Origin of the sequence: Pseudomonas sp. ABFPK (assembly GCF_001586765.1) — a bacterium.
Taxonomy (GTDB): Bacteria; Pseudomonadota; Gammaproteobacteria; order Pseudomonadales; family Pseudomonadaceae; genus Aquipseudomonas; species Aquipseudomonas asiatica.
This window is the reverse complement of sequence record NZ_LQXW01000014.1, coordinates 89,978-110,200: the sequence shown is the minus strand read 5'-3', so window position 1 is coordinate 110,200 and position 20,223 is coordinate 89,978. Positions and strand designations below refer to the sequence as shown.

18 protein-coding genes are annotated in these 20,223 nt (G+C 63.8%); 8 read left to right on the top strand and 10 right to left on the bottom strand.

All coding sequences use genetic code 11. The features are described from left to right. Position 1: 1 nt before the first annotated feature. Positions 2-1,381, bottom strand: a complete 1,380-nt coding sequence (locus tag WM94_RS12010; RefSeq protein WP_013973694.1) for a sodium:solute symporter — start codon at positions 1,379-1,381, stop codon at positions 2-4. A 133-nt stretch (positions 1,382-1,514) separates the two neighbouring features. Further along, positions 1,515-2,465, bottom strand: coding sequence for an agmatinase (gene speB, locus WM94_RS12005; protein ID WP_025340154.1), 951 nt, complete (start codon positions 2,463-2,465; stop codon positions 1,515-1,517). A gap of 225 nt (positions 2,466-2,690) precedes the next feature. Between speB and WM94_RS12000 the strand changes: the two genes are divergently transcribed. From WM94_RS12000 to WM94_RS11990, 3 genes are all read left to right on the top strand, one after another. Further along, the gene (locus WM94_RS12000; RefSeq protein ID WP_013973692.1) at positions 2,691-3,584 is read left to right on the top strand and encodes a LysR family transcriptional regulator; all 894 of its coding nucleotides are present in this window, start codon (positions 2,691-2,693) and stop codon (positions 3,582-3,584) included. A gap of 139 nt (positions 3,585-3,723) precedes the next feature. Continuing rightward, positions 3,724-5,289 (top strand): PAS domain-containing methyl-accepting chemotaxis protein, encoded by a 1,566-nt coding sequence (locus WM94_RS11995; RefSeq protein ID WP_061551286.1) that lies wholly within the window; start codon positions 3,724-3,726, stop codon positions 5,287-5,289. A gap of 64 nt (positions 5,290-5,353) precedes the next feature. Then, complete coding sequence (locus tag WM94_RS11990) at positions 5,354-5,953, top strand: tRNA-uridine aminocarboxypropyltransferase (RefSeq protein ID WP_061551285.1); 600 nt, start codon at positions 5,354-5,356, stop codon at positions 5,951-5,953. Between the two features lie 128 nt (positions 5,954-6,081). Here the strand turns inward: WM94_RS11990 and WM94_RS11985 are convergent, their stop codons facing one another. The 3 genes from WM94_RS11985 to WM94_RS11975 all read right to left on the bottom strand — a co-directional run bounded on the left by WM94_RS11985 (position 6,082) and on the right by WM94_RS11975 (position 8,712). After that, positions 6,082-7,440, bottom strand: coding sequence for a TolC family outer membrane protein (locus WM94_RS11985; protein ID WP_003259075.1), 1,359 nt, complete (start codon positions 7,438-7,440; stop codon positions 6,082-6,084). Positions 7,441-7,751: 311 nt separating this feature from the next. Beyond that, entirely contained in the window at positions 7,752-8,171 is a 420-nt protein-coding gene (locus WM94_RS11980) for a YbaN family protein (RefSeq protein WP_161551430.1), read from the bottom strand. Next, positions 8,125-8,712 carry a YecA family protein gene (locus tag WM94_RS11975; RefSeq protein ID WP_013973687.1) on the bottom strand — a complete coding sequence of 196 codons (588 nt, stop codon included), beginning with the start codon at positions 8,710-8,712 and terminating at the stop codon, positions 8,125-8,127. The genes WM94_RS11980 and WM94_RS11975 overlap by 47 nt, the downstream gene beginning before the upstream one ends. A gap of 246 nt (positions 8,713-8,958) precedes the next feature. Here WM94_RS11975 and recQ point away from each other — a divergent pair, with 246 nt between their 5' ends. Next, positions 8,959-11,106 carry a DNA helicase RecQ gene (recQ, locus tag WM94_RS11970; RefSeq protein WP_061551284.1) on the top strand — a complete coding sequence of 716 codons (2,148 nt, stop codon included), beginning with the start codon at positions 8,959-8,961 and terminating at the stop codon, positions 11,104-11,106. A 150-nt stretch (positions 11,107-11,256) separates the two neighbouring features. After that, positions 11,257-11,694: a MarR family transcriptional regulator gene (locus WM94_RS11965; RefSeq protein WP_013973685.1), complete on the top strand. Its 438-nt coding sequence runs from the start codon at positions 11,257-11,259 to the stop codon at positions 11,692-11,694. 129 nt (positions 11,695-11,823) lie between these two features. Here the strand turns inward: WM94_RS11965 and WM94_RS11960 are convergent, their stop codons facing one another. Beyond that, on the bottom strand, positions 11,824-14,010 hold the full coding sequence (locus tag WM94_RS11960; RefSeq protein WP_013973684.1) for a patatin-like phospholipase family protein: 2,187 nt from the start codon (positions 14,008-14,010) through the stop codon (positions 11,824-11,826). 67 nt (positions 14,011-14,077) lie between these two features. On the opposite strand from WM94_RS11960, the gene WM94_RS11955 reads away from it, so the two are divergent. Then, positions 14,078-14,359, top strand: a complete 282-nt coding sequence (locus WM94_RS11955) for a SelT/SelW/SelH family protein (RefSeq protein ID WP_061551283.1) — start codon at positions 14,078-14,080, stop codon at positions 14,357-14,359. 1 nt (position 14,360) lies between these two features. On the opposite strand, the gene WM94_RS11950 is transcribed toward WM94_RS11955, so the two are convergent. Both WM94_RS11950 and WM94_RS11945 read right to left on the bottom strand, forming a co-directional pair. Beyond that, entirely contained in the window at positions 14,361-15,251 is an 891-nt protein-coding gene (locus WM94_RS11950; protein ID WP_061551282.1) for a DMT family transporter, read from the bottom strand. 178 nt (positions 15,252-15,429) lie between these two features. Continuing rightward, positions 15,430-16,203 (bottom strand): AraC family transcriptional regulator, encoded by a 774-nt coding sequence (locus WM94_RS11945; RefSeq protein ID WP_015271288.1) that lies wholly within the window; start codon positions 16,201-16,203, stop codon positions 15,430-15,432. A 131-nt stretch (positions 16,204-16,334) separates the two neighbouring features. Between WM94_RS11945 and WM94_RS11940 the strand changes: the two genes are divergently transcribed. Then, positions 16,335-17,147, top strand: coding sequence for a UDP-2,3-diacylglucosamine diphosphatase (locus tag WM94_RS11940; RefSeq protein WP_039612598.1), 813 nt, complete (start codon positions 16,335-16,337; stop codon positions 17,145-17,147). Between the two features lie 40 nt (positions 17,148-17,187). Here the strand turns inward: WM94_RS11940 and WM94_RS11935 are convergent, their stop codons facing one another. Next, positions 17,188-17,499 (bottom strand): DUF962 domain-containing protein, encoded by a 312-nt coding sequence (locus tag WM94_RS11935; RefSeq protein ID WP_013973679.1) that lies wholly within the window; start codon positions 17,497-17,499, stop codon positions 17,188-17,190. Positions 17,500-17,652: 153 nt separating this feature from the next. Here WM94_RS11935 and WM94_RS11930 point away from each other — a divergent pair, with 153 nt between their 5' ends. Next, a complete protein-coding gene (locus WM94_RS11930) occupies positions 17,653-18,714 on the top strand; it encodes an AraC family transcriptional regulator (RefSeq protein ID WP_023662138.1) in 1,062 nt (353 codons plus the stop codon). Here WM94_RS11930 and WM94_RS11925 read toward each other — a convergent pair. Further along, positions 18,671-20,125, bottom strand: a complete 1,455-nt coding sequence (locus WM94_RS11925) for a TrkH family potassium uptake protein (protein WP_013973677.1) — start codon at positions 20,123-20,125, stop codon at positions 18,671-18,673. The two genes, WM94_RS11930 and WM94_RS11925, sit on opposite strands and share 44 nt — an antisense overlap. Positions 20,126-20,223: the final 98 nt, after the last annotated feature.

The following is a 20,223-nucleotide window of genomic DNA, read 5'->3' as shown; positions in this document are numbered from 1 at the left end:
ATCAGGCCAGCTTCACCGCCGCCACCGATTTACGCGACATCAGGCTGACCACCACAAAGCTGACCAGACCAACTGCCAGGCTGTAGTAGATCGGCGTATTGGCCTCCAGCCCATCCTTGAACATGAACAGCAGCGCGGTGGCAAAGCCCAGCGACATGCTGGCGATAGCCCCGGCGGTGGTAGCGCGCTTCCAGAAGATCGCCCCGATCAGCGGGATCAGCATACCGCCGACCAGCAGGTTGTAGGCCAGGGTCAGGGCGTTGATCACATCGTTCACCACCAGCGCAATGCCCAGCACCACCAGGCCGGTGAGCAGGGTGAACAGGCGGCTGACGCCCAGGCTCGACGCCTTGCCGCCACGCAGCTTGGGCAGCAGGTCTTCGGTCAGGGTGGTGGACGCAGCCAGCAGGCCGGCGCTGGCGGTGGACATCATGGCGGCCAGCGCCGCTGCCATCAGCAGGCCACGGATGCCATCGGGCAGCGTGGTCTTGATCATCTCGGCAAAGGCATTGTTCGGGTTGGCCAGGTCGGGCATCAGCACATGCGCAGCCATGCCGATCGCGGCGCAGGCCAGGCCGTACAGTATGCAGTACACACCGGCGGTGGTGCCGGCACGCTGGCAGACCTTCTCGTCACGGGCAGTGAACACCCGCTGCCAGATGTCCTGGCCGATGAGGATGCCGAAGAAGTAGATCAGGAAGTAGGTGATGATGGTGTCCCAGCCAATGGTGGTCAGCTGGAAGCTGGCCGCCGGCAGCTTGGCCACCAGGGTGTCCCAGCCACCGGCCTTGTACAGGCACACAGGCAGCAGGATGAACATCAGGCCGACGGTCTTGATCACGAACTGGACGATGTCGGTCAGCGTCAGCGACCACATGCCGCCAATGGTCGAGTACAGCACCACCACACCACCGCCCAGCAGCAGCGAGGCCCAGAACGGCAGGTCGAGCAGCACCTGCAATACGGTGGCCATGGCCAGGGTCGAGGTGACGCCGATCATCAGTGCGTAGGCCAGCATGATCACGGCGCTGGCCTGGCGTGCGGCCGGGTTGTAGCGCTGTTCCAGCACCTGGGTCACGGTGAAGATGCGCAGGCGCAGCAAGGGTTTGGCCAGCAACAGGTTGAGGGCGATGATGCCCAGGCCCAGGGCTGCGCACAGCCAGAAGCCGGAGATGCCGTGGACGTAGCCCAGGCGCACGGTGCCGACGGTGGAAGCGCCACCGAGTACGGTGGTGGCCATGGTGCCCATGTACAGGACCGGGCCGAGGTTGCGCCCGGCCACCAGGTAGTCCTCATGGGTTTTCGCGCGCCGCATGCCGTACCAGCCAAGCCCGAGCATGCCGGCGGTATAGATCATTACAACAATGATGTCCAAGGCCATTGGGGGTCTCCCGATTATCTTTATTATGGCGAGATCGACCACGCGGGCGGGTTCACGGCGCCCGGCGGTCTTGTCGTGTTGTTGGCGGGCCTCTGTGGCCCTCCCTCATGGCTCCTGCCGGGGTATAGCGGTATTAACGACGCACTACGCCCGGTAGCACGCAGAGCATCTCGAACAGCAGGTTGGCACCGAGCAGCGAGGTGTTGCCGGTGGTGTCGTAAGGCGGGGAGACTTCGACGAGGTCACAGCCGATCAGGTCCAGGCCGTGGCAGCCGCGAATGATCTCCATCGCCTGGATGGTGGTCAAGCCGCCGATTTCCGGGGTGCCGGTACCGGGAGCCCAGGCCGGGTCGATGCCATCGATGTCGAACGACAGGTACACCGGGCCACCGCCGACCTTTTCGCGCACTTCGGCCATCAGCGGTTCCAGCGACTTGTGCCAGCACTCTTCGGCCTGGACTACACGGAAGCCCTGACGGCGGCTCCAGTTGAAGTCATCGGCGGTGTAGCCCTGGGCGCGCAGGCCGATCTGCACCACGCGCTCGCAATCGAGCAGGCCTTCTTCCACGGCACGGCGGAAGGTGGTGCCGTGGGCGATCTTCTCGCCGAACATGTGGTCGTTGACGTCGGCATGGGCATCGATGTGCACCAGGCCGATCTTGCCGTGCTTCTTGTGCAGCGCGCGCAGGATCGGCAGGGTGATGGTGTGGTCGCCACCCAAGGTCAGCGGGATGATGTTGTGCTCGAGGACCTCGTCATACGCTTCTTCGATGATGCGCACGGCGTCCAGCAGGTTGAAGGTGTTGATCGCCACGTCACCGATGTCGGCCACCGACAGCGAGTCGAACGGTGCAGCTCCCGTGGCCATGTTGTACGGGCGGATCATCACCGATTCGGCGCGGATCTGACGCGGGCCGAAACGGGTGCCGGAGCGCAGCGAAGTACCGATGTCCAGTGGCACGCCGATGAAGGCGGCGTCCAGGCCTTGGGCACTTTGCAGGTGGGGGAGACGGAGCATGGTGGCGATGCCGCCGAAACGCGGCATTTCGTTGCCGCCCAGTGGTTGGTGGAGGATCTTGTCCACGGTGGGCCTCATCAGTCGGTCGATTGTTCTGTTTGTTCGAACCTGTGCCGCCGCGCGCCTTCCAGGTGTGGTCTTGCCGGCGGGCAGGGACATTTCGGCCAAGTCTGCTGAAGGTAGTGCCGGGGAAAAATCGCTACCGGCAAATACTTAGTTCAGGAATTTCTGAACTAAAGGCGGCAGAGCGGTTAGACTGCGCGCTAATACCCCCTGCGGAACCGTTGCACCATGGCCTCGACCTTGCCCGACCTGAAACTGCTGCGCATCTTCGTCAGCGTGGTGCGCCACCAGGGCTTTGCCAATGCCCAGCGCGAGCTGAACCTGTCGACCTCGGCCATCAGCACCTACATGAGCCAGCTGGAAGGTGCCCTGGGGATCGTGCTGTGCCACCGTGGCCGTGGCGGCTTCAGCCTGACCAGCAAGGGTGAGCTGTTCCACCAGGAAACCCTGCGCCTGCTGGCCGAGCTGGACGGCTTCGAACAGTACGCCGCCGCCCTCAAGGGCGAGTTGCGTGGCACCCTCAACCTGGGGGTGATCGATTCCACGGTCGGTGACAGGGCCTTGCCGCTGGCCGAAGCCATCGGCGCCTACAGCCAGGAACACCCGGCGGTGCACCTGCATTTGTCGGTATCCAGCCCTTACGAGCTGCAACTGGGTGTGCAGGACAACCGTCTGGACCTGGCGATCGGGGCGTTCTCCTCGCGCATGAGCGGGCTGCTCTACCAGCCGCTGTACCGTGAGCAGCACTGGCTGTACTGCAGCAGCCGCCACCCGTTGTATGCCGAACGGCGCATCCCCGAGCAGGTGGTGACCCAGCAGCGCATGGTCGGGCGTGGCTACTGGAGCCAGGCCGAACTGGCCCGGCATGGCTTCAAGCACAGCGCGGCGACGGTGGAGAGCATGGAGGCGCAGTTGATCCTGATCCTGTCCGGGGCCTACATCGGCTACCTGCCCGAGCACTATGCCCAGGCCTGGGTCGACAAGGGCGACTTGCGCGTGCTGTCGCCGTCGACCTTCGGCTACCAGGCTCCGTTCTCGCTGATCATTCGCCGTGGGCGCAGCCGTGAGCCATTGATCCAGACCTTCCGCGACCTCCTCAAAAGCCAGCTCAACGTGGGCTGAAGCCCGGCATATGCTGTATTTCGTCGGCACCCGTTAAATTGTTGGTGCTGTCGACCGACAACGTAATGGCGTCCTGCTATATATCAAATTTGCGTGTGCTGCTGTCTACCTCCCTTTCATCCTGCAAGGATTGCCCAAGATGCGCATGAATTTGCCCGTCACTGAGCACGAAAGAACCTTTCCCAACGATCAACGCCTGATTTCCACCACTGACCTCAACAGCCGCATCACCTACTGCAACGACGCTTTCGTGGCGATCAGCGGGTTCACCTACGACGAGCTGGTCGGCCAACCCCACAACCTGGTGCGCCACCCGGACATGCCGCCGGCAGTGTTCGGCCACATGTGGGAAACCATCAAGCAAGGCAAACCGTGGATGGGGGTCGTCAAGAACCGGGCGAAGAACGGTGATTACTACTGGGTCAGCGCCTACGTCACGGCCATCTATGAGCAGGGCCGCATCAGTGGTTACGAGTCGGTGCGCTCGGTGCCCACTCGCGAGCAGATCCGTCGCGCCGAGGCGTTGTATGCGCGCCTGCGGGCCGGCCGCACACCGGTGCCGTGGGCGGCCCGCCTGCTGCATGGCCTGGGCCACGGTTGGCCATTGATAAGTGCGGGCCTGCTGTCGGCGGCGGGCTACCTGTGGCTACCGCCCTACGCGGCGCTCGGGGTGCTGATGGCCAGCCTGCTGGTGGCCTGGTATCTGGTCGAGCACCGGCAGAACCAGGCGGTCCGCCGCACGCTGGCCGAGCATCCCAAGGCCTTCACCAGCCCGCTGGTGGCACTGACCTACAGTGATAACCCAGGCCTGCAAGGCCAGCTGGATCTTGCCATCATCAGTGAAGAAGCACGCCTGCAAACGGCCTTGACCCGCCTGGTGGATGCCGGGGTCGGGGTGAAGTCGCGGGCAGCGCAGTCGTCCGACTTGTCCGATGCCCAGGCACAGATGCTCGACCGCCAGCGCAACGAGACCGACCAGTCCGCCGCCGCCATCGCGCAGATGGCGGCGACCATCCAGCAGGTTACCCACAACGTGCAGAGCACGGCGCACGCAGCGGGCGATGCCGACCAGCTGGCGCAACAGGGCAGCGAGCTGGCGATGCAGAGCCTGCAAGCCATGGGCAGCATGAGCAATGCGGTCAACGACATCGGCCAGGCGGTCAATGCCCTGGCCGAGCAGACCCAGTCGATCGGCAGCGTGGTCGATGTGATTACCTCGATCGCCGAGCAGACCAACCTGCTGGCGCTCAACGCAGCCATCGAGGCGGCGCGTGCCGGCGAACAGGGGCGCGGGTTTGCCGTGGTGGCCGACGAGGTGCGTTCGCTGGCCCAGCGCACCCGTGCCTCGACCGAGGAGATCCACCAGATCATCGCCTCGTTGCGCGCCGGTGCAGAGCGCGCGGTCAGCACCGCCAGCCGTGGCGAGCAGATCTCGCGGGACAGCGTGCACAGCGTCGAGGCGGTGCAGGCAGCGTTGAGCGGGATTGCCCAGGCGGTCAGCCGCATCACCGGCATGAGCCAGCAGATGGCGACGGCGTCGGAGCAGCAGAGCCATGTGGCCGAGGACATCAACCAGCAGATCGTGCGCATAGCCCACCTGTGCGACCAGAGTGCCGGGCAAGCCAGGCAGGGCGCTGAAATCAGCCAGGACCTTGAGCGCATGGCGGAATACCTGCATAGCCTGGCAGAGCGGTTCAACCGTTGAGATCGCCGGGGCCGCAAAGCGGGCCCCGGTTCTGTGGCAAACTGTTCCCGCCAAGGAGAACCCCATGCCCAGACCCCGCTGCGAGCGCTGCCAGCGCCCGCTCGACCATTGCCTCTGCTCACTGATCCCTGCGCTCGACAGCCGTACCCGCGTCATCCTGCTGCAGCACCCCAGTGAAACCGCCCATGCCTTGAATACCGCCCGCCTGGCCGCCCTTGGCCTGAACAACGCCGAGTTGCGGGTAGGCGAGGTATTCGATGACCTGAACGAATTGCTGGCGACCCCCGGTTACCGGCCGGCCCTGCTGTTCCCGGGCGACGACGCCCAGGAGTTGGTGGCCTATGGCGAGACGGACGACAAACCCTTGCTGTTGATCGTACCCGACGGCACCTGGCGCAAGGCGCGCAAGCTGCTGTACCTGAACCCGTTGCTGGAGGCGTTGCCGCGAGTGACGCTGGGGCCTGTCGCGCCTTCACGCTACCGCTTGCGCAAGGCGCCGGAGGCGGGGGCGTTGTCGACTATCGAGGCGGTGGTAGGAGCGCTGAACGCGTTGGAGCGGCCTGCCTGTTTCGATGCGCTGCTGGCACCGTTCGAGGCGTTGATCGAGGGGCAGATCAGGGCCATGGGTTTGGAGACGTTCCAGCGTAACCATGGTAGTGAGTGAGGGCAGGGGGCTGCTTTGCAGCCCATTCGCAGCACAAGGCTGCTCCTACAGGAAAGCGCGCAACATCTGTAGGAGCAGCCTTGTGCTGCGAATGGGCCGCAAAGCGGCCCCGGCTATCTCGAACCCGATCAACGCATATCAGGCAAACGCGCCTCGGTGCGTACTTCGGTGGTAGCCAGCGCTTCCGGCGGCAGCGAAATACGTTGCTTGGTCAACAGCTCGCCCATGGTCGCAAGCACGCGGTAGCGCGAGAACTCCTCGGTATAACGCACCTCGGTGTAGCGACGGTCGGCGTTGTACAGCTCGTTTTCACTGTCCAGCACGTCAAGCAGGGTGCGCTGACCCAGGCCGAACTGGTCCTGGTAGGCGGCACGCACGCGCTTGGTGGTCTCGGCGTATTCACGCGCAGTCGGCAGCTGCTTGCTGGCGTTGTTCATGGCGTTCCACGCCAGGCTCAGGTTTTCGGTCAGCTCACGCAGGGCGTTGTTGCGGATGTCGAGGGCCTGGTTGATCTTGTGCGCGTCGGACTGCAGGCGAGCCTTGTCGCTGCCGCCGCGGAACAGGTTGTAGTTCATCTCCACGCCGGCTTGCCAGTCGTTGTTGTTGTGGCCCTTCTCGCCACCGGTGTTGTTGTTGGCACCGGTAGCCAGAATGGCGTCGAAGCGTGGGTAGAAGGTCGACTTGGCCACTTCGTATTGCTGCTCGGCAGCATTGACGTCAGCCTGGGCAGACTTGATGTACGGGTTGTTCTGGCGCATGCCGTCGCGGGCTTCGTCCAGGGTGCCAGGCACTTCGCCCTTGATGGACTGCGGGCTTTCCAGCTCGTCCGGCATGCGGCCGACGACGCTGAAGAAGTTGGCCTCGGCATCGGCCAGGTCGACTTCGGCGGTGTCCAGGTTGTTTTCCGCCAGGGCGCGACGTGCGCGGGACTGGTCAAGGTCGGCGGTGCTGCCGACGCCGCGCTCGTTGCGCAGGCCGATCTGGTCGTTGACGCGCAGGTGGGCTTGCAGGTTGTTCCTGGCCAGGGTCACCAGTTCACGGCGTTTGAGCACTTCCAGGTACACCTCGACTGCACGCAGGGCGACATCCTGGGCAACGGCCTGGGTGTAGTAGGCGCGGGAGGTGGAGACCGCTTCGGTGCGGCCCACTTCATTCGAGGTGTTGAAGCCGTCGAAGATCATCTGCCGCAGGCGCAGCTCGGACTGGGTGTAGTTGAGGGTTTCCTTGTTGTGGTTGCCCTCGGCACGCGTCGTGGTGTTGTCAGAACGCTGGCGGCCATAGCCGGCAACCAGATCCACGGAAGGGTAGTAGCCACCACGCGCAAACTTCACATCTTCATCGGCAGACAGCTTGCTGTTGCGGTTGGAGCTGACCTGCGGGTGGTAGTCCACGGCGCTCTGGACAGCCTCGGTGATCGACATCGCCTGTACGTTGGCACTCGCCAGGGCCAACAGTAATGCACTGGTGATGGGGTTCAAAACGCGCATGGTACATCTCCCTGATCCTGGAATTGATCCTGCTGTTCGCCAAAAAAATGACGATAAAGTTATTTCATATAGTGTTGCAGGTTTTTAATAACACAGCTAAGTACATTCAACGCGATAGGCAAGAAGATTTATTCATATCAGATTGCCATAACCTAATTAAATTATCTAACAGGCTCGCAGGTGAACCTTGGAAATGGCGGCGTAAAACTCCATTAAGGCCAATGAATACAGGGCTTTAACCGAGTTCCAGAATCATTTCGGATAAGGGAAGCACGAATTAGGCGAAAGTGATATTTGGCGACAGAATATTGTCACTTTGGCTTGTGCAGGGTTTTCTGGCTGAGGATATACAGGCTTACCAGGACGGCACTGGACAACATGAAGATGCGTGCCCAGAACAGGGGCACCAGATAGCACGACAGGCCGATGCTGGCCCACATCAGGCCGATGGCGTAGACCTTGCCCTTGAGGGGGATACCTTCACCACTTAGGTAGTCACGGATCCATGGCCCGAGCTTGGGGTGATGAACCAGCCAGTGGTGAAAGCGCGGCGAACTGCGGGCAAAGCAGGCAGCCGCCAATAGCAGGAACGGGGTGGTGGGCAATACCGGCAGGAATATCCCCAACACCCCCAACGCGACGCTGAGCCAGCCGGTGGCCAGCAGCAGGTAGCGCACAGGCGACTTAGTGGTGACGTGGCTTGAGCAGTGCCGGCTTTTCGTCAGGGGCATGCAGCAGCAGGAACAGCGCCGTCAGTGCTTCGGGGATCTGTACGATCATGTCGTCCTGCAGGTTGGCGTTGCTGGCGATGTCGGCGAACTCCGGCTGCTCGTCGAACAGGCCCGAGCCGACCATGATTGGCAGCAGCATCTCGCTGACTTCTTCCTCGGCGTTTTCGAACCAGGCCTCTTCACGCAGGAATACGCCTTCCATGAAGCCGATGCACCAGCCGCGCAGGTCGGAATCGTCCGGCTCTTCGGTCAGGTCGAGGTCGCACGGCAGCTCGAATTCGTCGTCGCTGGCCAGCTGGCGGGCGATGTGTGCCTTGAGCGCCACCAGGGTGGCCTCGATCTCGGTGCGCTGAGCGTCGCTGGCGTAGTGCGGCTCTTCGGCGAACAGGGCGTCGATCCATTCGCGCTCGGGCACTTCCTCGGCATTGATCGACAGGGCGGTGAGGTAGCCGTGGGCGGCGACATAGTCCAGCGCTTCTTCGTGCAGCTCGTCGGCGTCGAGGAAGGCTTGCAGGCGGGTCAGTTGCTCGGCGAAGGACATTACAGGGCTACCTTGGGGAATAAACGATAACGAATTCTAGCACCTTGCGACGGCAGCGGGGCAAAGGGAACGTCTATCGCCGTGGTGCCCTGCGCGGGGCGGTGCTGCGGTATACTCCGCGATTTTTCATCCAGGGGCAGGATTTGCCGGCCGCCTGGCAAAAACCGCTTACGCATTTGGCGTGTGCGGGGCGGGTTTTTCGTCCAGCCTGTATCCGGGATGGTACGGCGATTTGTGGAGTTGCACATGCTCGAACAGGCTCAGCGCGTTCTCAAGGACGTCTTTGGCTACGACAGTTTCCGCGGGCGCCAGGCAGCGATCATCGACTGCGTGGCCAATGGCGGCGATGCCCTGGTGCTGATGCCCACCGGCGGCGGCAAGTCGTTGTGTTTCCAGGTGCCGGGGCTGTTGCGTCCGGGCCTGACAGTGGTGGTCTCGCCACTGATCGCGCTGATGGACGACCAGGTCGCCACGCTCGACGAACTGGGTGTGCCGGCCGCCGCGCTGAACTCCACGCTGACCCCCGAGCAGCAGCGTGACCTGGCCGGGCGCCTGCGCCGTGGCGAAGTGAAGATGCTGTACCTGGCGCCGGAACGCCTGGTGCAGCCGCGCATGCTCGACTTCCTGCGTGATCTGGATATTTCGCTGTTCGCCATCGACGAGGCCCACTGCGTGTCGCAATGGGGCCACGATTTCCGCCCCGAATACCTGCAACTGGGCCAGTTGGCCGAGCTGTTCCCGCATGTGCCGCGCATAGCGCTGACCGCCACCGCCGACATGCGCACCCGTGAAGAGATCGTCCAGCGCCTGCACCTGCAAGGCGCCGAACGCTTCCTGTCGAGTTTCGACCGGCCCAACATCTTCTACCGCATCGTGCCCAAGGAGGCGCCGCGCAAGCAGCTGATGGCTTTCCTCGGCGAGCGCCGCGGCAACGCCGGTATCGTTTATTGCCTGTCACGCAAGAAGGTCGACGAAACCGCTGCCTTCCTCTGTGACCAGGGCTTCCCCGCGCTGCCCTATCACGCCGGCCTGGCTGCCGAGACGCGTGCGGCCAACCAGCACCGCTTCCTCAACGAGGAAGGGCTGATCATGGTCGCCACCATTGCCTTCGGCATGGGCATCGACAAGCCGAACGTGCGTTTTGTTGCCCACCTTGACCTGCCCAAGTCGCTCGAGGCGTACTACCAGGAGACCGGCCGTGCCGGCCGTGACGGGCTGCCGTCCGATGCCTGGATGGCCTACGGGCTGCAGGACATGGTCATGCTCAAGCAGATGCTGCAGAACTCCGAAGGGGACGAGCGCCACAAGCGCATCGAGCAGCACAAGCTCGATGCCATGCTGGCCCTGTGCGAAGAAACCCGCTGCCGCCGCCAGTCACTGCTGGCCTATTTCGACGAAACCCTGGAGCAACCGTGCGGGCACTGTGACAACTGTGTCGACCAGGTGCAGACCTGGGATGCCACCGAGCCTGCCCGCCAGGCGCTGTCGGCGGTGTTCCGCACCGGCCAGCGCTACGGCGTCGGGCACCTGGTCGACGTGCTGCTGGGCAAGGACACCGAAAAGGTGCGCAATTTCGGCCACGAACAACTCTCGGTTTTTGGCGTCGGCAAGGGACTGGCCGAGGTCGAGTGGCGTTCGCTGTTCCGTCAGCTGGTGGCGCGCGGCCTGGTCGATATCGACCTGGAAGGCTACGGTGGCCTGCGCCTGTCCGACAGCTGCCGGCCGCTGCTGCGGGGCGAGGTGACCTTGCAGCTGCGCCGTGACCTCAAGCCGCAGACCACCGCCAGGACGTCGTCGTCCAGTGGCGGCAGCCCGGCCAGCCAGCTGGTGCGTGCCGAAGAGCGCGAGCTGTGGGAAGCACTGCGTACCCTGCGGCGCAAGCTGGCCGAGGAGCACAGCGTGCCGCCCTATGTCATCTTCCCCGACTCGACGCTGCTGGAGATGCTGCGCAGCCAGCCGGTCAGCCTCAGCGACATGGCCCAGGTCAGCGGCGTGGGTGCGCGCAAGCTGGAGCGTTATGGCCAGGCCTTCCTCGAGGTGCTGAACAATAGCGGTGGCACCGACGAAGCACCGAAAGTGGTGCTCGACCTGCGCCACGAACTGGTCAGCCTGGCCCGCGCCGGCATGACCCCGGCGCAGATCGCCGGCCAGCTCAACTGCAGCGAGAAGAACGTCTACAGCCTGCTGGCCGAGGCGCTGGGGCGCCAGGAACTGAGCCTGGAACAGGCCCTGGACCTGCCGGAAGACCTGTTGATGGAAGTGCAGGATGCCTTCCTCGATGGCGAGGGCGAGCTGCCACCGGTGTCTGCGATCGTGCCGCTGTTCGGGGGACGGGTGCCGGAGGGCGTGCTGTACTGCGTGCGGGCTGCGCTGGCGGCCGAGTTCGAGCTGTAAGTGGTGACAGGATCGGAGGCAGAACTGCCATCTGCTGACCTTTGTCATGTTTTTTGACGATTATCGAACATTCCAGAGTGCCCGAGCCTTGCCTCGTGGGACGGGCCATGGTTAGCTGCCTAATAATTAGATCTATTCAATGAGTTGCTTATGCCCCTGACCGACAACCAACACCGCTTCGGCATGCAGCTGGCCCAGATGTCCCGGGGTTGGCGTGCCGAGCTGGACCGCCGCCTGGCCGGGCTCAACCTTTCACAGGCGCGCTGGCTGGTGTTGCTGCACCTGGCCCGTTTCGAAGAGGCCCCGACCCAGCGTGAGCTGGCCCAGAGCGTGGGCGTCGAAGGCCCAACCCTGGCACGCCTGCTCGATAGCCTGGAAGCGCAGGGGCTGGTACGCCGGCAGGCGGTGCTGGAGGACCGGCGGGCGAAGAAGATAGTGCTGTGCCCGCCGGCCAAGCCGCTGATCGACCAGATCGAGACCATTGCCAATCAACTGCGGGTAGAGCTGTTTACCGGGGTGGATGAGGCGGAGCTGCAGGTGTGCATGCGGGTGCATGCCAAGATTCTGGCCAACCTGGAGAAATCCTGATCAACCTGCACTCGCGATCGTTGTAGGAGCAGCCTTGTGCTGCGAAGAGGTCATTCCAGGCACAGAACATCTTATGTCAAACCTGCCTCTTCGCAGCACAAGGCTGCTCCTACAGGTTCAGTGCAGGCCCTAGAAGGTATGCCCAAGGTTCAGGTACACCGCCTGCTCATGCGCACTGTTGGCACCATAAGTGAAGTTCAAGGGCCCCAGCGGCGTCTCCAGCCCCAGGAAGATGCTCGCCGCATTGATGTACCCACTGTCGAACTCGTTGTCGTTGTTCCACGCCCGCCCTCGCTCCAGCGACCCGCCGATGTACAGCGGGAAGTCCAGCGGTACGTAGGCCCGTGGCGTCAGGCGGCGGTAGTAGACCATGCGCATCAGGCTCACGTTCTGCCCTGACACCGAGTCCTGGCGAAAGCCTGACAGCTCCCGCGCGCCACCCAGCACGAAGCTCGACGTCACCACCTCGGTATCATCCAGCGTGCGCCCGTAGCGCCCGCCCAGCACGAAGGTGTTCGGCCCGCTGCTGATGGCCTTGTCCAGGTTGAACATCCACTGCCGGTAATCCTGGTCGGAATCCAGCGACTGGTCGTACTTGCGCAAGGTCAGGCCGATATCCTCGCCACTGTGCGGGAAGTACACGTTGTCCAGGGTGTCGAACGAGTACTTCAGCTCGTAGAAACCTTCGTTGAAACTGACCTTGGGCAGGTCCTGGTCGCCGATGCGCACCTCGGCCTCGCCCCAGGCCTTGCCCACGCCCAGGCGCACTTCACCGTTGGTACCGATCTGCCGCCCCACGTTAAGGCCAAAACCGTAACGCTCCAGGCGGTACTCGGCCACCGGGTCGTTGTCCAGGGTGGCTTCGATGTTCTGCGAGCTGAAGTCCAGGTACGGTGCGATGAAATAGCGCGAGCCCACGTCCAGCGGCTGGTAGAACTCGCTGTACAACTCCTGCTGGTCGCCGATCTGGCCACGGGTCAGCCATTCGGCGCCGAGGCTGTTGATGCCGTTTACCCGGTAGCTGGCGCCCAGATTGAAGGCGCTGTCGCCGCGCAGGTCGTCCGACAGGTTCAGGCCCAGGCGCAGGTAGTCGGTGCCACCGCGTCGGCCGCGGGCGTTGATCACCAGGGTGTTGTCGTCGCCCTTGTGCACCACGCGGTACTGCACCCGGTCGAAGTAGTCCAGGCCGTACAGCGTGCCCATGTCGGTCTGCAGGCGACCTAGCTCCAGCGGTGCACCGATCGGCTGGCGGATGTACGAGCGGATGACCTCGTCGCTGACCTTGGAGTCGTTTTCGATCCTGATCGCGGTGATCGTCGGCGTGCGTTGGCGTGGCGAGCGGGCCACGGCCAGGCTGCTGTCACCTTCGGGCTGGCGCAGGGCGACAAGGCGCGGGTCGAGCAGGCGGGTGGCGCGGTAGCCGGCCTCGATCATTTCCCGGGCGCGGCCAAAATCGGTGACGCCGAAGGCGGTCAGCGGTGGCTGGATGAGGATGTCGTCGCGGTGCAGGCTGGCCAGTTGTTCTTCCGAGTTGCGCCGGGTCATCAGGGTGATCGACTGGTTGAGCACGTCGACTACCGTGGCCAGCTGCTTGCGGTCACGCAGCGGCGTACCGATGTCGACCACGATGGCCAGGTCCACACCCATTTCGCGGGCGACGTCCACCGGGATGTTGTCGACCATGCCGCCGTCCACCAGCAGCCGGCCGTCCAGCTCGACCGGGGCAAACACCGCCGGGATCGACATGCTGGCGCGGATCACCTGGGGCAGGTGACCACGGCGGAACACCACCTTTTCGCCACTGGCAATGTCGGTGGCCACGGCGCGGAAGGGGATTGGCAGCTTGTCGAAGTCACGGGTGTCGGCGGTGTGCGCCAGCTTGCTTTCCAGCAGCAGCGCCAGGTTCTGGCCCTGAATCACCCCCAGCGGCAGGCCCAGGCTGCCGTCGTCGCGAAAGCTGAGCTTCTGTTTGACCAGAAAGTCGCGGTCATCCTGCTTGCGCCGGAACGGCACGTCCTTGCGCGGCGGGGCATCGGACAGCGCCTGTTGCCAGTCGAGGGTGGTGGCAAGTTTTTCCAGCTCTTCGACGCTGTAGCCAGAGGCATACAGGCCGCCTATCACCGCCCCCATGCTGGTGCCTGCGATAGCGTCGATGCGTACCCCCTGTTCCTCCAGGGCCTTGAGCACACCGATATGGGCCAGGCCGCGGGCCGCGCCCCCCGACAGCACCAGGCCAACCTTGGGCCTGGCCGGTTCGGCGGCGAATGCTGTGAAGGAGGAGAGGGTGAGCAGGAAACAGAACAGCAAACGGCGCATCGTGAGTCTCAAACCGTGGGCTAAAGACCGCTAGTATAAGCGGCCACTCATCTGGAGATGCCTCACCATGGCCGACAGCAAACCGGAAATTGTCATCACGTATTGCACCCAGTGCCAATGGCTGCTGAGGGCCGCCTGGCTGGCCCAGGAACTGCTCAGCACCTTTGCCGACAACCTCGGCCGAGTGGCCCTGGAGCCTGGCACCGGCGGTATCTTCCGCATTACCTGCAATGGCGTGCAGATCTGGGAGCGCAAAGCCGACGGTGGCTTCCCCGAAGCCAAGGTGCTGAAGCAGCGGGTGCGCGACCAGATCGACCCGCAGCGTGACCTGGGCCATAACGACCGCTGAATCAGGCGCTTTCGGCCAGAGGCCGCTGCCTGGGCGGTTGTTCGGCGGCCAGGCGGCTCGAAAGCACGATGGCGAAGATGATCAGTGCACCGCCCAGCAACATGCGCAGGGTGGGGGTTTCGGCGAACACCATCCAGGCCACGGCGATGCCGTAGACCGGTTCCATGCCGAACACCACGGCGGCGGTACGCGCCTTGATCACCGACAGGCTGGCGACGAACAGGCTGTGCGCCACGCCGGTGCAGAAGATGCCGAGCAGGGCGATCCACAGCCAGTCCATGGTGGCTACGCCGGCCAGGTCCGGTGCCGCGAACGGCAGCAGGCACAGGCCCACCACCAGGTTCTGCCACAGCGCCGCCTGCACTGCAGGCAGGCGGCCGGAGCCGGCGCGGTTGGTGAGTGACAGCAGGGAGAACAGCAGCCCCGACAGCAATGACCAGAGCAGGCCACCGGTGGCTTCACTCGCCAGGTCGAATGCCGGCGTGACCAGTACCAGGCCGATGCTGACCAGCAGTACCAGCAAAGCCTCATTGCGGCGGATGCGTTCGCGGAACAGCAGGCCCTCGAGGATCACGGTAAAGGCCGGGAAGCTGGCGAAACCGAGGGTGGCGATGGCCACGCCGGCAACCTTTACCGCGATGAAGAAGCTGACCCAGTGGCCGGCCAGCAGCACGCCACCGAGCAGCAGGCGGCGAGTGTCCTGGCCGCTCAGGCGTTGCCAGCCCGGGCCGGCCAGGCTGGCGAACAGGGCCAGGGCGAGCACGGCGAAGGCGGCGCGGCCGAAGACGATGATCGCCGGGCTGGCGCTGGCGGCCAGTTTGCCGAAGACGCCGGTGAGGCCGAAGAACAGCGCGCCGATGTGCAGGGCGCCGAGGGCGGTGCGGTGGTTCATGGGTGGTCCTTGCTCAAGATCTCTACTGGCTGTGCCGGCCTCTTCGCGGGTAAACCCGCTCCCATAGCTACTGCACCGCTTTCGAAGCCTTTGCAGTACCTGTGGGAGCGGGTTTACCCGCGAAAGGGCCGGCACAGACCAAGTGTATAGGCTCAGGAGAATGCATTCTGTCGCAAGGCTAGTGTGGTTTGTCGCCAGACTCTCGCCGCAAAGCCAACGGCGTACACCCGAACGCCCGCAACATCGCCGCCGAAAACGCACTTTGCGAGCTGTACCCCACCTGCGCCGCAATCTCCCCCATCGGTAGCAAGGTCTGCATCACCAGCCGTCGCGCCTTGAGCAAGCGCCGCTGGCGAATGTAGTCCATCGGCGTCATCCCGCATTCCGCAGTAAAGCGCGCATGCAGGCGGGCACTGGACAACCCGGCGATGCGCGCCAGGTCAGCCACTTGCAGCGGGTAGGCGGCATGCCGCTCGATATGTGCATCGAAGGCGGCATAGGGCAGACGCTGGCTGGCTGTGACGCTGGCGGCCGCCGTGGGGTTGAGGCTGGCCAGCAGCAGCGCTGCCCCTTGTCGGGCAATCAGCGGGTCGTGCATGGGGCTGGTCGCCAGCCAGTCCACCAACTGTTGCTGGCGCTCATCCAGGCCCAGGGCGGCGGGGCGGTCGAGCAGGCGGCGGCTGGCATCTGCATGTTCGCCCAGTTGCTCGCGCAACCAATGGTCCCCTGGTACATCCAGCACCAGGCAATCGCTGCCGCCATCGCTGGCGCAGGTGTGATGGGCGCCCGCCGGTACCACGATCAACCCCTGTCGATCGATCCCGGCGCCATGCCCCTGCACCTCGAAGTCCAGGCGACCACGCAGGCCGAACACCAGTTGCGGGTGTTCGTGGCTGTGGGCGATCAGGCTGTCGCGGTAATGGCGCAGCGAGAGGATCGGGCCGGCGGTCATGGGGAGAGTCGTCCTCGCAGGGCAGAACCGCATTGTGCCTCAAACCCCGCAGTCCATCACTCGTAACGGTTTTGCCACCGCGCTGTCATCCGCGCCTGCCAGTCTCCAGCAAACTGCGCCGGAGCCTGCCCATGACCCATGCCGAACTGTCACGTCCCTCGCGCAAGCAACGCGTGCGTACCCTGTGGATTTCCGATGTGCACCTGGGCACCCGCGACTGTCAGGCCGAACACCTGTCGCAGTTCCTCAAGGGCTACCAGGCCGACCGTATCTACCTGGTGGGCGATATCATCGACGGCTGGAAGCTGCGCGGTGGTATCTACTGGCCTCAAGCCCACACAAACGTGATTCGCCGCCTGCTGACCATGAGCAAGCGTGGCACCGAAGTGATCTACGTCACCGGCAACCATGACGAATTCCTGCGCCGTTACTCCAGGCTGATCCTCGGCAACATCCAGCTGGTGGACGAGGCCGAGCACCTGACCGCCGATGGCCGCCGCCTGCTGGTGATCCATGGCGACCAGTTCGACGTGATTACCCGTTACCACCGCTGGCTGGCGTTCCTCGGTGACCGTGCCTACGAGTTCACCCTGGTGCTCAACCGCTGGCTCAACCACTGGCGTGCCCGCTATGGATACGGCTATTGGTCACTGTCGGCGTACCTGAAGCACAAGGTCAAAGGTGCGGTGAACTTCATCAGCGACTTCGAGGATGCCATTGCCCACGAGTGCACCCGCCGCGGTTTTCATGGGGTGGTGTGCGGGCATATCCACCATGCCGAGATTCGCCAGGTAGGGGAGGTGGAGTACCTCAATTGCGGGGATTGGGTGGAGTCGTGCACGGCGTTGATCGAGCATTGGGATGGCACGATCGAGCTTTATCGGCTGGCGGAAGCACAGGCGCGAGAGGTGAAGGCAGCAGCGGCGGTGCGCGAACCGGCTTAGGGCTTGATAGCCCAGGGGCTGCAAAGCAGCCCCAAAAGATCTACAGGCTGATCTTGCCCAGCAGGATATCCCTGAACATCACGAAATCCCCGATCAGGCTGTACAGCGGATGGGTAAAGGTCGCAGGTCGGTTCCTTTCGAAAAAGAAATGCCCGACCCAGGCAAAGCCGTAGCCGAACACCGGCAAGGCCAGCAGCAGCAACCATTTGCCACTGCCGATGGTGTAGGCCAGCAGGGCAATCACCAGGCTGGTGCCGACGAAGTGCAGGCGGCGGCAGGTGGGGTTGCTGTGTTCCCCCAGGTAGTAAGGATAGAACTCGGCAAAACTGCGAAACTGCGCTGTGCGGTTCATGGCTGTGCTCCGGGATTAACACTTCTGGACAAGATGCACGGCGTGGAGCCTGATTCGAGTCTAGAGTGACTGGCGAAGCCTATCAGTGACAATAGGCGCCAATTGAATATCCTTGGGGTTCACCGCAGGAGCGGTCAGCATAAGAAGCCTGTCATGAGCGAAAGAACCACGTCAGCCAGCTGGGCATCAGGGATCGTGAAGGCACTCGAACTGGAAGGGCTGGACTGCCGGGCCATGTTCAAGCAGCTGGGGCTGGATTTCGCTGCCCTCGACGACCCCGACGCGCGCTTCCCCCAGGACTCCATGACCCGGCTGTGGCAACTGGCGGTGGAGCTGTCGGGCAACGAGGCCATAGGCCTTAACATGGCGCGGGTGGTGCGCCCGGCATCGTTCCATGTGGTGGGTTATGCGTTGATGTCCAGCCGCACCCTGGCCGAAGGCTTCGAGCGCCTGGTGCGTTACCAGCGCATCATTGCCGAAAGCTCCGACCTCAGCTTCGTCCTCGGCCCTGAGGGCTATTCGCTGATCCTGACCGTACACGGCGACCACCTGCCACCGACCCGGCACAGCGCCGAAGCATCGCTGGCCTGTGCGCTGGCGCTGTGCAGCTGGCTCAGCGGTCGGCCGGTGCAACCGCGCCGGGTGCTGGTGCAGGGGCCGCAGCCAAAGAATATCGAACCCTACAAGGTGGCGTTCCATTCGCCGCTGGTGTTCGGTGCGCCGCACGATGCGCTGGTGTTCGAGCGCGCCGACATGGAGGCACCGCTGCCCACCGCCAATGAAGCCATGGCGATACTGCATGACCGTTTTGCCGGCGAATACCTGGCGCGTTTCTCGGAAAGCCGGGTCACCCACCGGGTGCGCCAGGTATTGTGCCGCATCCTGCCGCAGGGCGAGCCCAAGCGCGAAACCCTGGCCCAGGCCCTGCACCTGTCGCAGCGCACCTTGCAGCGGCGGCTGCAGGAGGAGGGTACCAGCTTCCAGACCCTGCTTGACGACACCCGCCGCGAACTGGCCGAACAGTACCTGGCGCAGCCGGGCATGACCCTGCTGGAAACCGCCTACCTGCTGGGTTTTGCCGACCCCAGCAATTTCTACCGTGCGTTTCGCCGCTGGTTCCATGTCACGCCCAGCGAGTACCGCGCCCGCCTGGGCGCCGAGCCCGAGGTGGTCAGTGGCGCCAGAACGCCGGCATGCACAACACTAGCACGGTGATGATTTCCAATCGGCCGAGCAACATGCCGCTGGCGAGAATCCACTTGGCAGCATCCGGCAGCGTGGCGTAGTTGCCCGATGGGCCGATCACTTCACCCAGGCCCGGCCCCACACCCGAAACCGTACCCGCAGCGCCGGTCAGGGCGGTCATCCAGTCCACGCCAAGCAAAGACAGCAGCAGCGCCATGACGCAGATGGTGATGGCGAAGAAGAACGAGAAGGTCAGGATCGAGCGCACGATTTCTTCGTCGAGGCGGTGGCCGTTGTACTTCTGCTTGATCACCGCGCGTGGGTGGATCAGCTGATTGAGGCTGGCCTTGAGCAGGATGTAGGCGACCTGGAAGCGGAAGATCTTGATGCCACCAGCCGTCGAGCCGGAGCAGCCGCCGACGAAGCCCAGGTAGAAGAACAGCATCAGCGAGAAGTTGCCCCACAGGCTGTAGTCACCCAGGGCGAAGCCGGTGGTGGTGACCACCGAGGTCACGTTCAGCGCCACGTGGCGCAGGGCGTCGAGCCAGTGCAGGTTGGTGGTGGCCCAGTACCAGGTGCCGAGCACCAGCCAGGTAACCACCAGCATGCCCAGCAAACCCTGCACCTGCTGGTCGCGGATCAGTGCCTTGCGGTTGCCGCGCAGGGTCGCCACGTAAAGGGTGAAGGGCAGGCTGCCGAGGATCATTACCACCACCGCGACCCAGTGCACGGCCGGGATATCCCACTTGGCAAGCGACTGGTCGGAGGTGGAAAACCCGCCAGTGGAAATCGCCGACATGGCGTGGTTGATCGCATCGAACGGGCTCATGCCGGCCCACCAGAAGCCAAGCGCGCCCAGGATCGAGAAGCCGACGTATACCCCCACGATCGACTTGGCGACCATGTGCGAGCGCGGCATGACCTTCTCCGAGCGGTCGGACGATTCGGTCTGGAACAGGCGCATGCCACCGATGCGCAGCAGCGGCAGGATCGCTACCGCCATGCCGATGAAGCCGATGCCGCCGAGCCAGTGCAGCATCGACCGCCACATCAGGATGCCCGGTGACATGTTGTCCAGCCCGCTGAGTACGGTGGCGCCGGTGGCGGTGATGCCCGACATGCTCTCGAAGAAGGCGTCGGTGTAGCTGATGTGCTGGGTCAGCAGGAAAGGCAGGGCGGCGAACACGCACACCACCAGCCAGCTGCTGACGGTCAGCAAGTACATGTCGCGCGGGCGCAGGTGCACATGCTCGGGGCGACCCTGAAGCACCAGGGCCAGGCCGGCAATGAAGGTGATCAGGCTCGACCAGAGGAACGACGGCATGTCACGGGTGCGTTCGAAGATCACCAGGGTCGCCATGGGCACGGCCATGCTGACGGCGAGGGTAATCAGGAAGATGCCGATGATGAAACCAATGATCCTTAAGGTCGGCAACGCCATGTGATCTGCTCTGACTCGAAACGGAAGGGCGCCATTCTACCTATGGGTCTGGTGATGTAAACGCTAGAATGGCCGCACATTTACCTGCCAGGAGGGTA

Coding starts and splice junctions, on each gene's coding strand:
- WM94_RS12010 (WP_013973694.1), bottom strand. CDS start 1,381: ATGGCCTTGGACATCATTGTTGTAATGATCTATACCGCCGGCATGCTC.
- WM94_RS12000 (WP_013973692.1), top strand. CDS start 2,691: ATGGCCTCGACCTTGCCCGACCTGAAACTGCTGCGCATCTTCGTCAGC.
- WM94_RS11995 (WP_061551286.1), top strand. CDS start 3,724: ATGCGCATGAATTTGCCCGTCACTGAGCACGAAAGAACCTTTCCCAAC.
- WM94_RS11990 (WP_061551285.1), top strand. CDS start 5,354: ATGCCCAGACCCCGCTGCGAGCGCTGCCAGCGCCCGCTCGACCATTGC.
- WM94_RS11985 (WP_003259075.1), bottom strand. CDS start 7,440: ATGCGCGTTTTGAACCCCATCACCAGTGCATTACTGTTGGCCCTGGCG.
- WM94_RS11980 (WP_161551430.1), bottom strand. CDS start 8,171: ATGCCCCTGACGAAAAGCCGGCACTGCTCAAGCCACGTCACCACTAAG.
- WM94_RS11975 (WP_013973687.1), bottom strand. CDS start 8,712: ATGTCCTTCGCCGAGCAACTGACCCGCCTGCAAGCCTTCCTCGACGCC.
- recQ (WP_061551284.1), top strand. CDS start 8,959: ATGCTCGAACAGGCTCAGCGCGTTCTCAAGGACGTCTTTGGCTACGAC.
- WM94_RS11965 (WP_013973685.1), top strand. CDS start 11,257: ATGCCCCTGACCGACAACCAACACCGCTTCGGCATGCAGCTGGCCCAG.
- WM94_RS11960 (WP_013973684.1), bottom strand. CDS start 14,010: ATGCGCCGTTTGCTGTTCTGTTTCCTGCTCACCCTCTCCTCCTTCACA.
- WM94_RS11955 (WP_061551283.1), top strand. CDS start 14,078: ATGGCCGACAGCAAACCGGAAATTGTCATCACGTATTGCACCCAGTGC.
- WM94_RS11950 (WP_061551282.1), bottom strand. CDS start 15,251: ATGAACCACCGCACCGCCCTCGGCGCCCTGCACATCGGCGCGCTGTTC.
- WM94_RS11945 (WP_015271288.1), bottom strand. CDS start 16,203: ATGACCGCCGGCCCGATCCTCTCGCTGCGCCATTACCGCGACAGCCTG.
- WM94_RS11940 (WP_039612598.1), top strand. CDS start 16,335: ATGACCCATGCCGAACTGTCACGTCCCTCGCGCAAGCAACGCGTGCGT.
- WM94_RS11935 (WP_013973679.1), bottom strand. CDS start 17,499: ATGAACCGCACAGCGCAGTTTCGCAGTTTTGCCGAGTTCTATCCTTAC.
- WM94_RS11930 (WP_023662138.1), top strand. CDS start 17,653: ATGAGCGAAAGAACCACGTCAGCCAGCTGGGCATCAGGGATCGTGAAG.
- WM94_RS11925 (WP_013973677.1), bottom strand. CDS start 20,125: ATGGCGTTGCCGACCTTAAGGATCATTGGTTTCATCATCGGCATCTTC.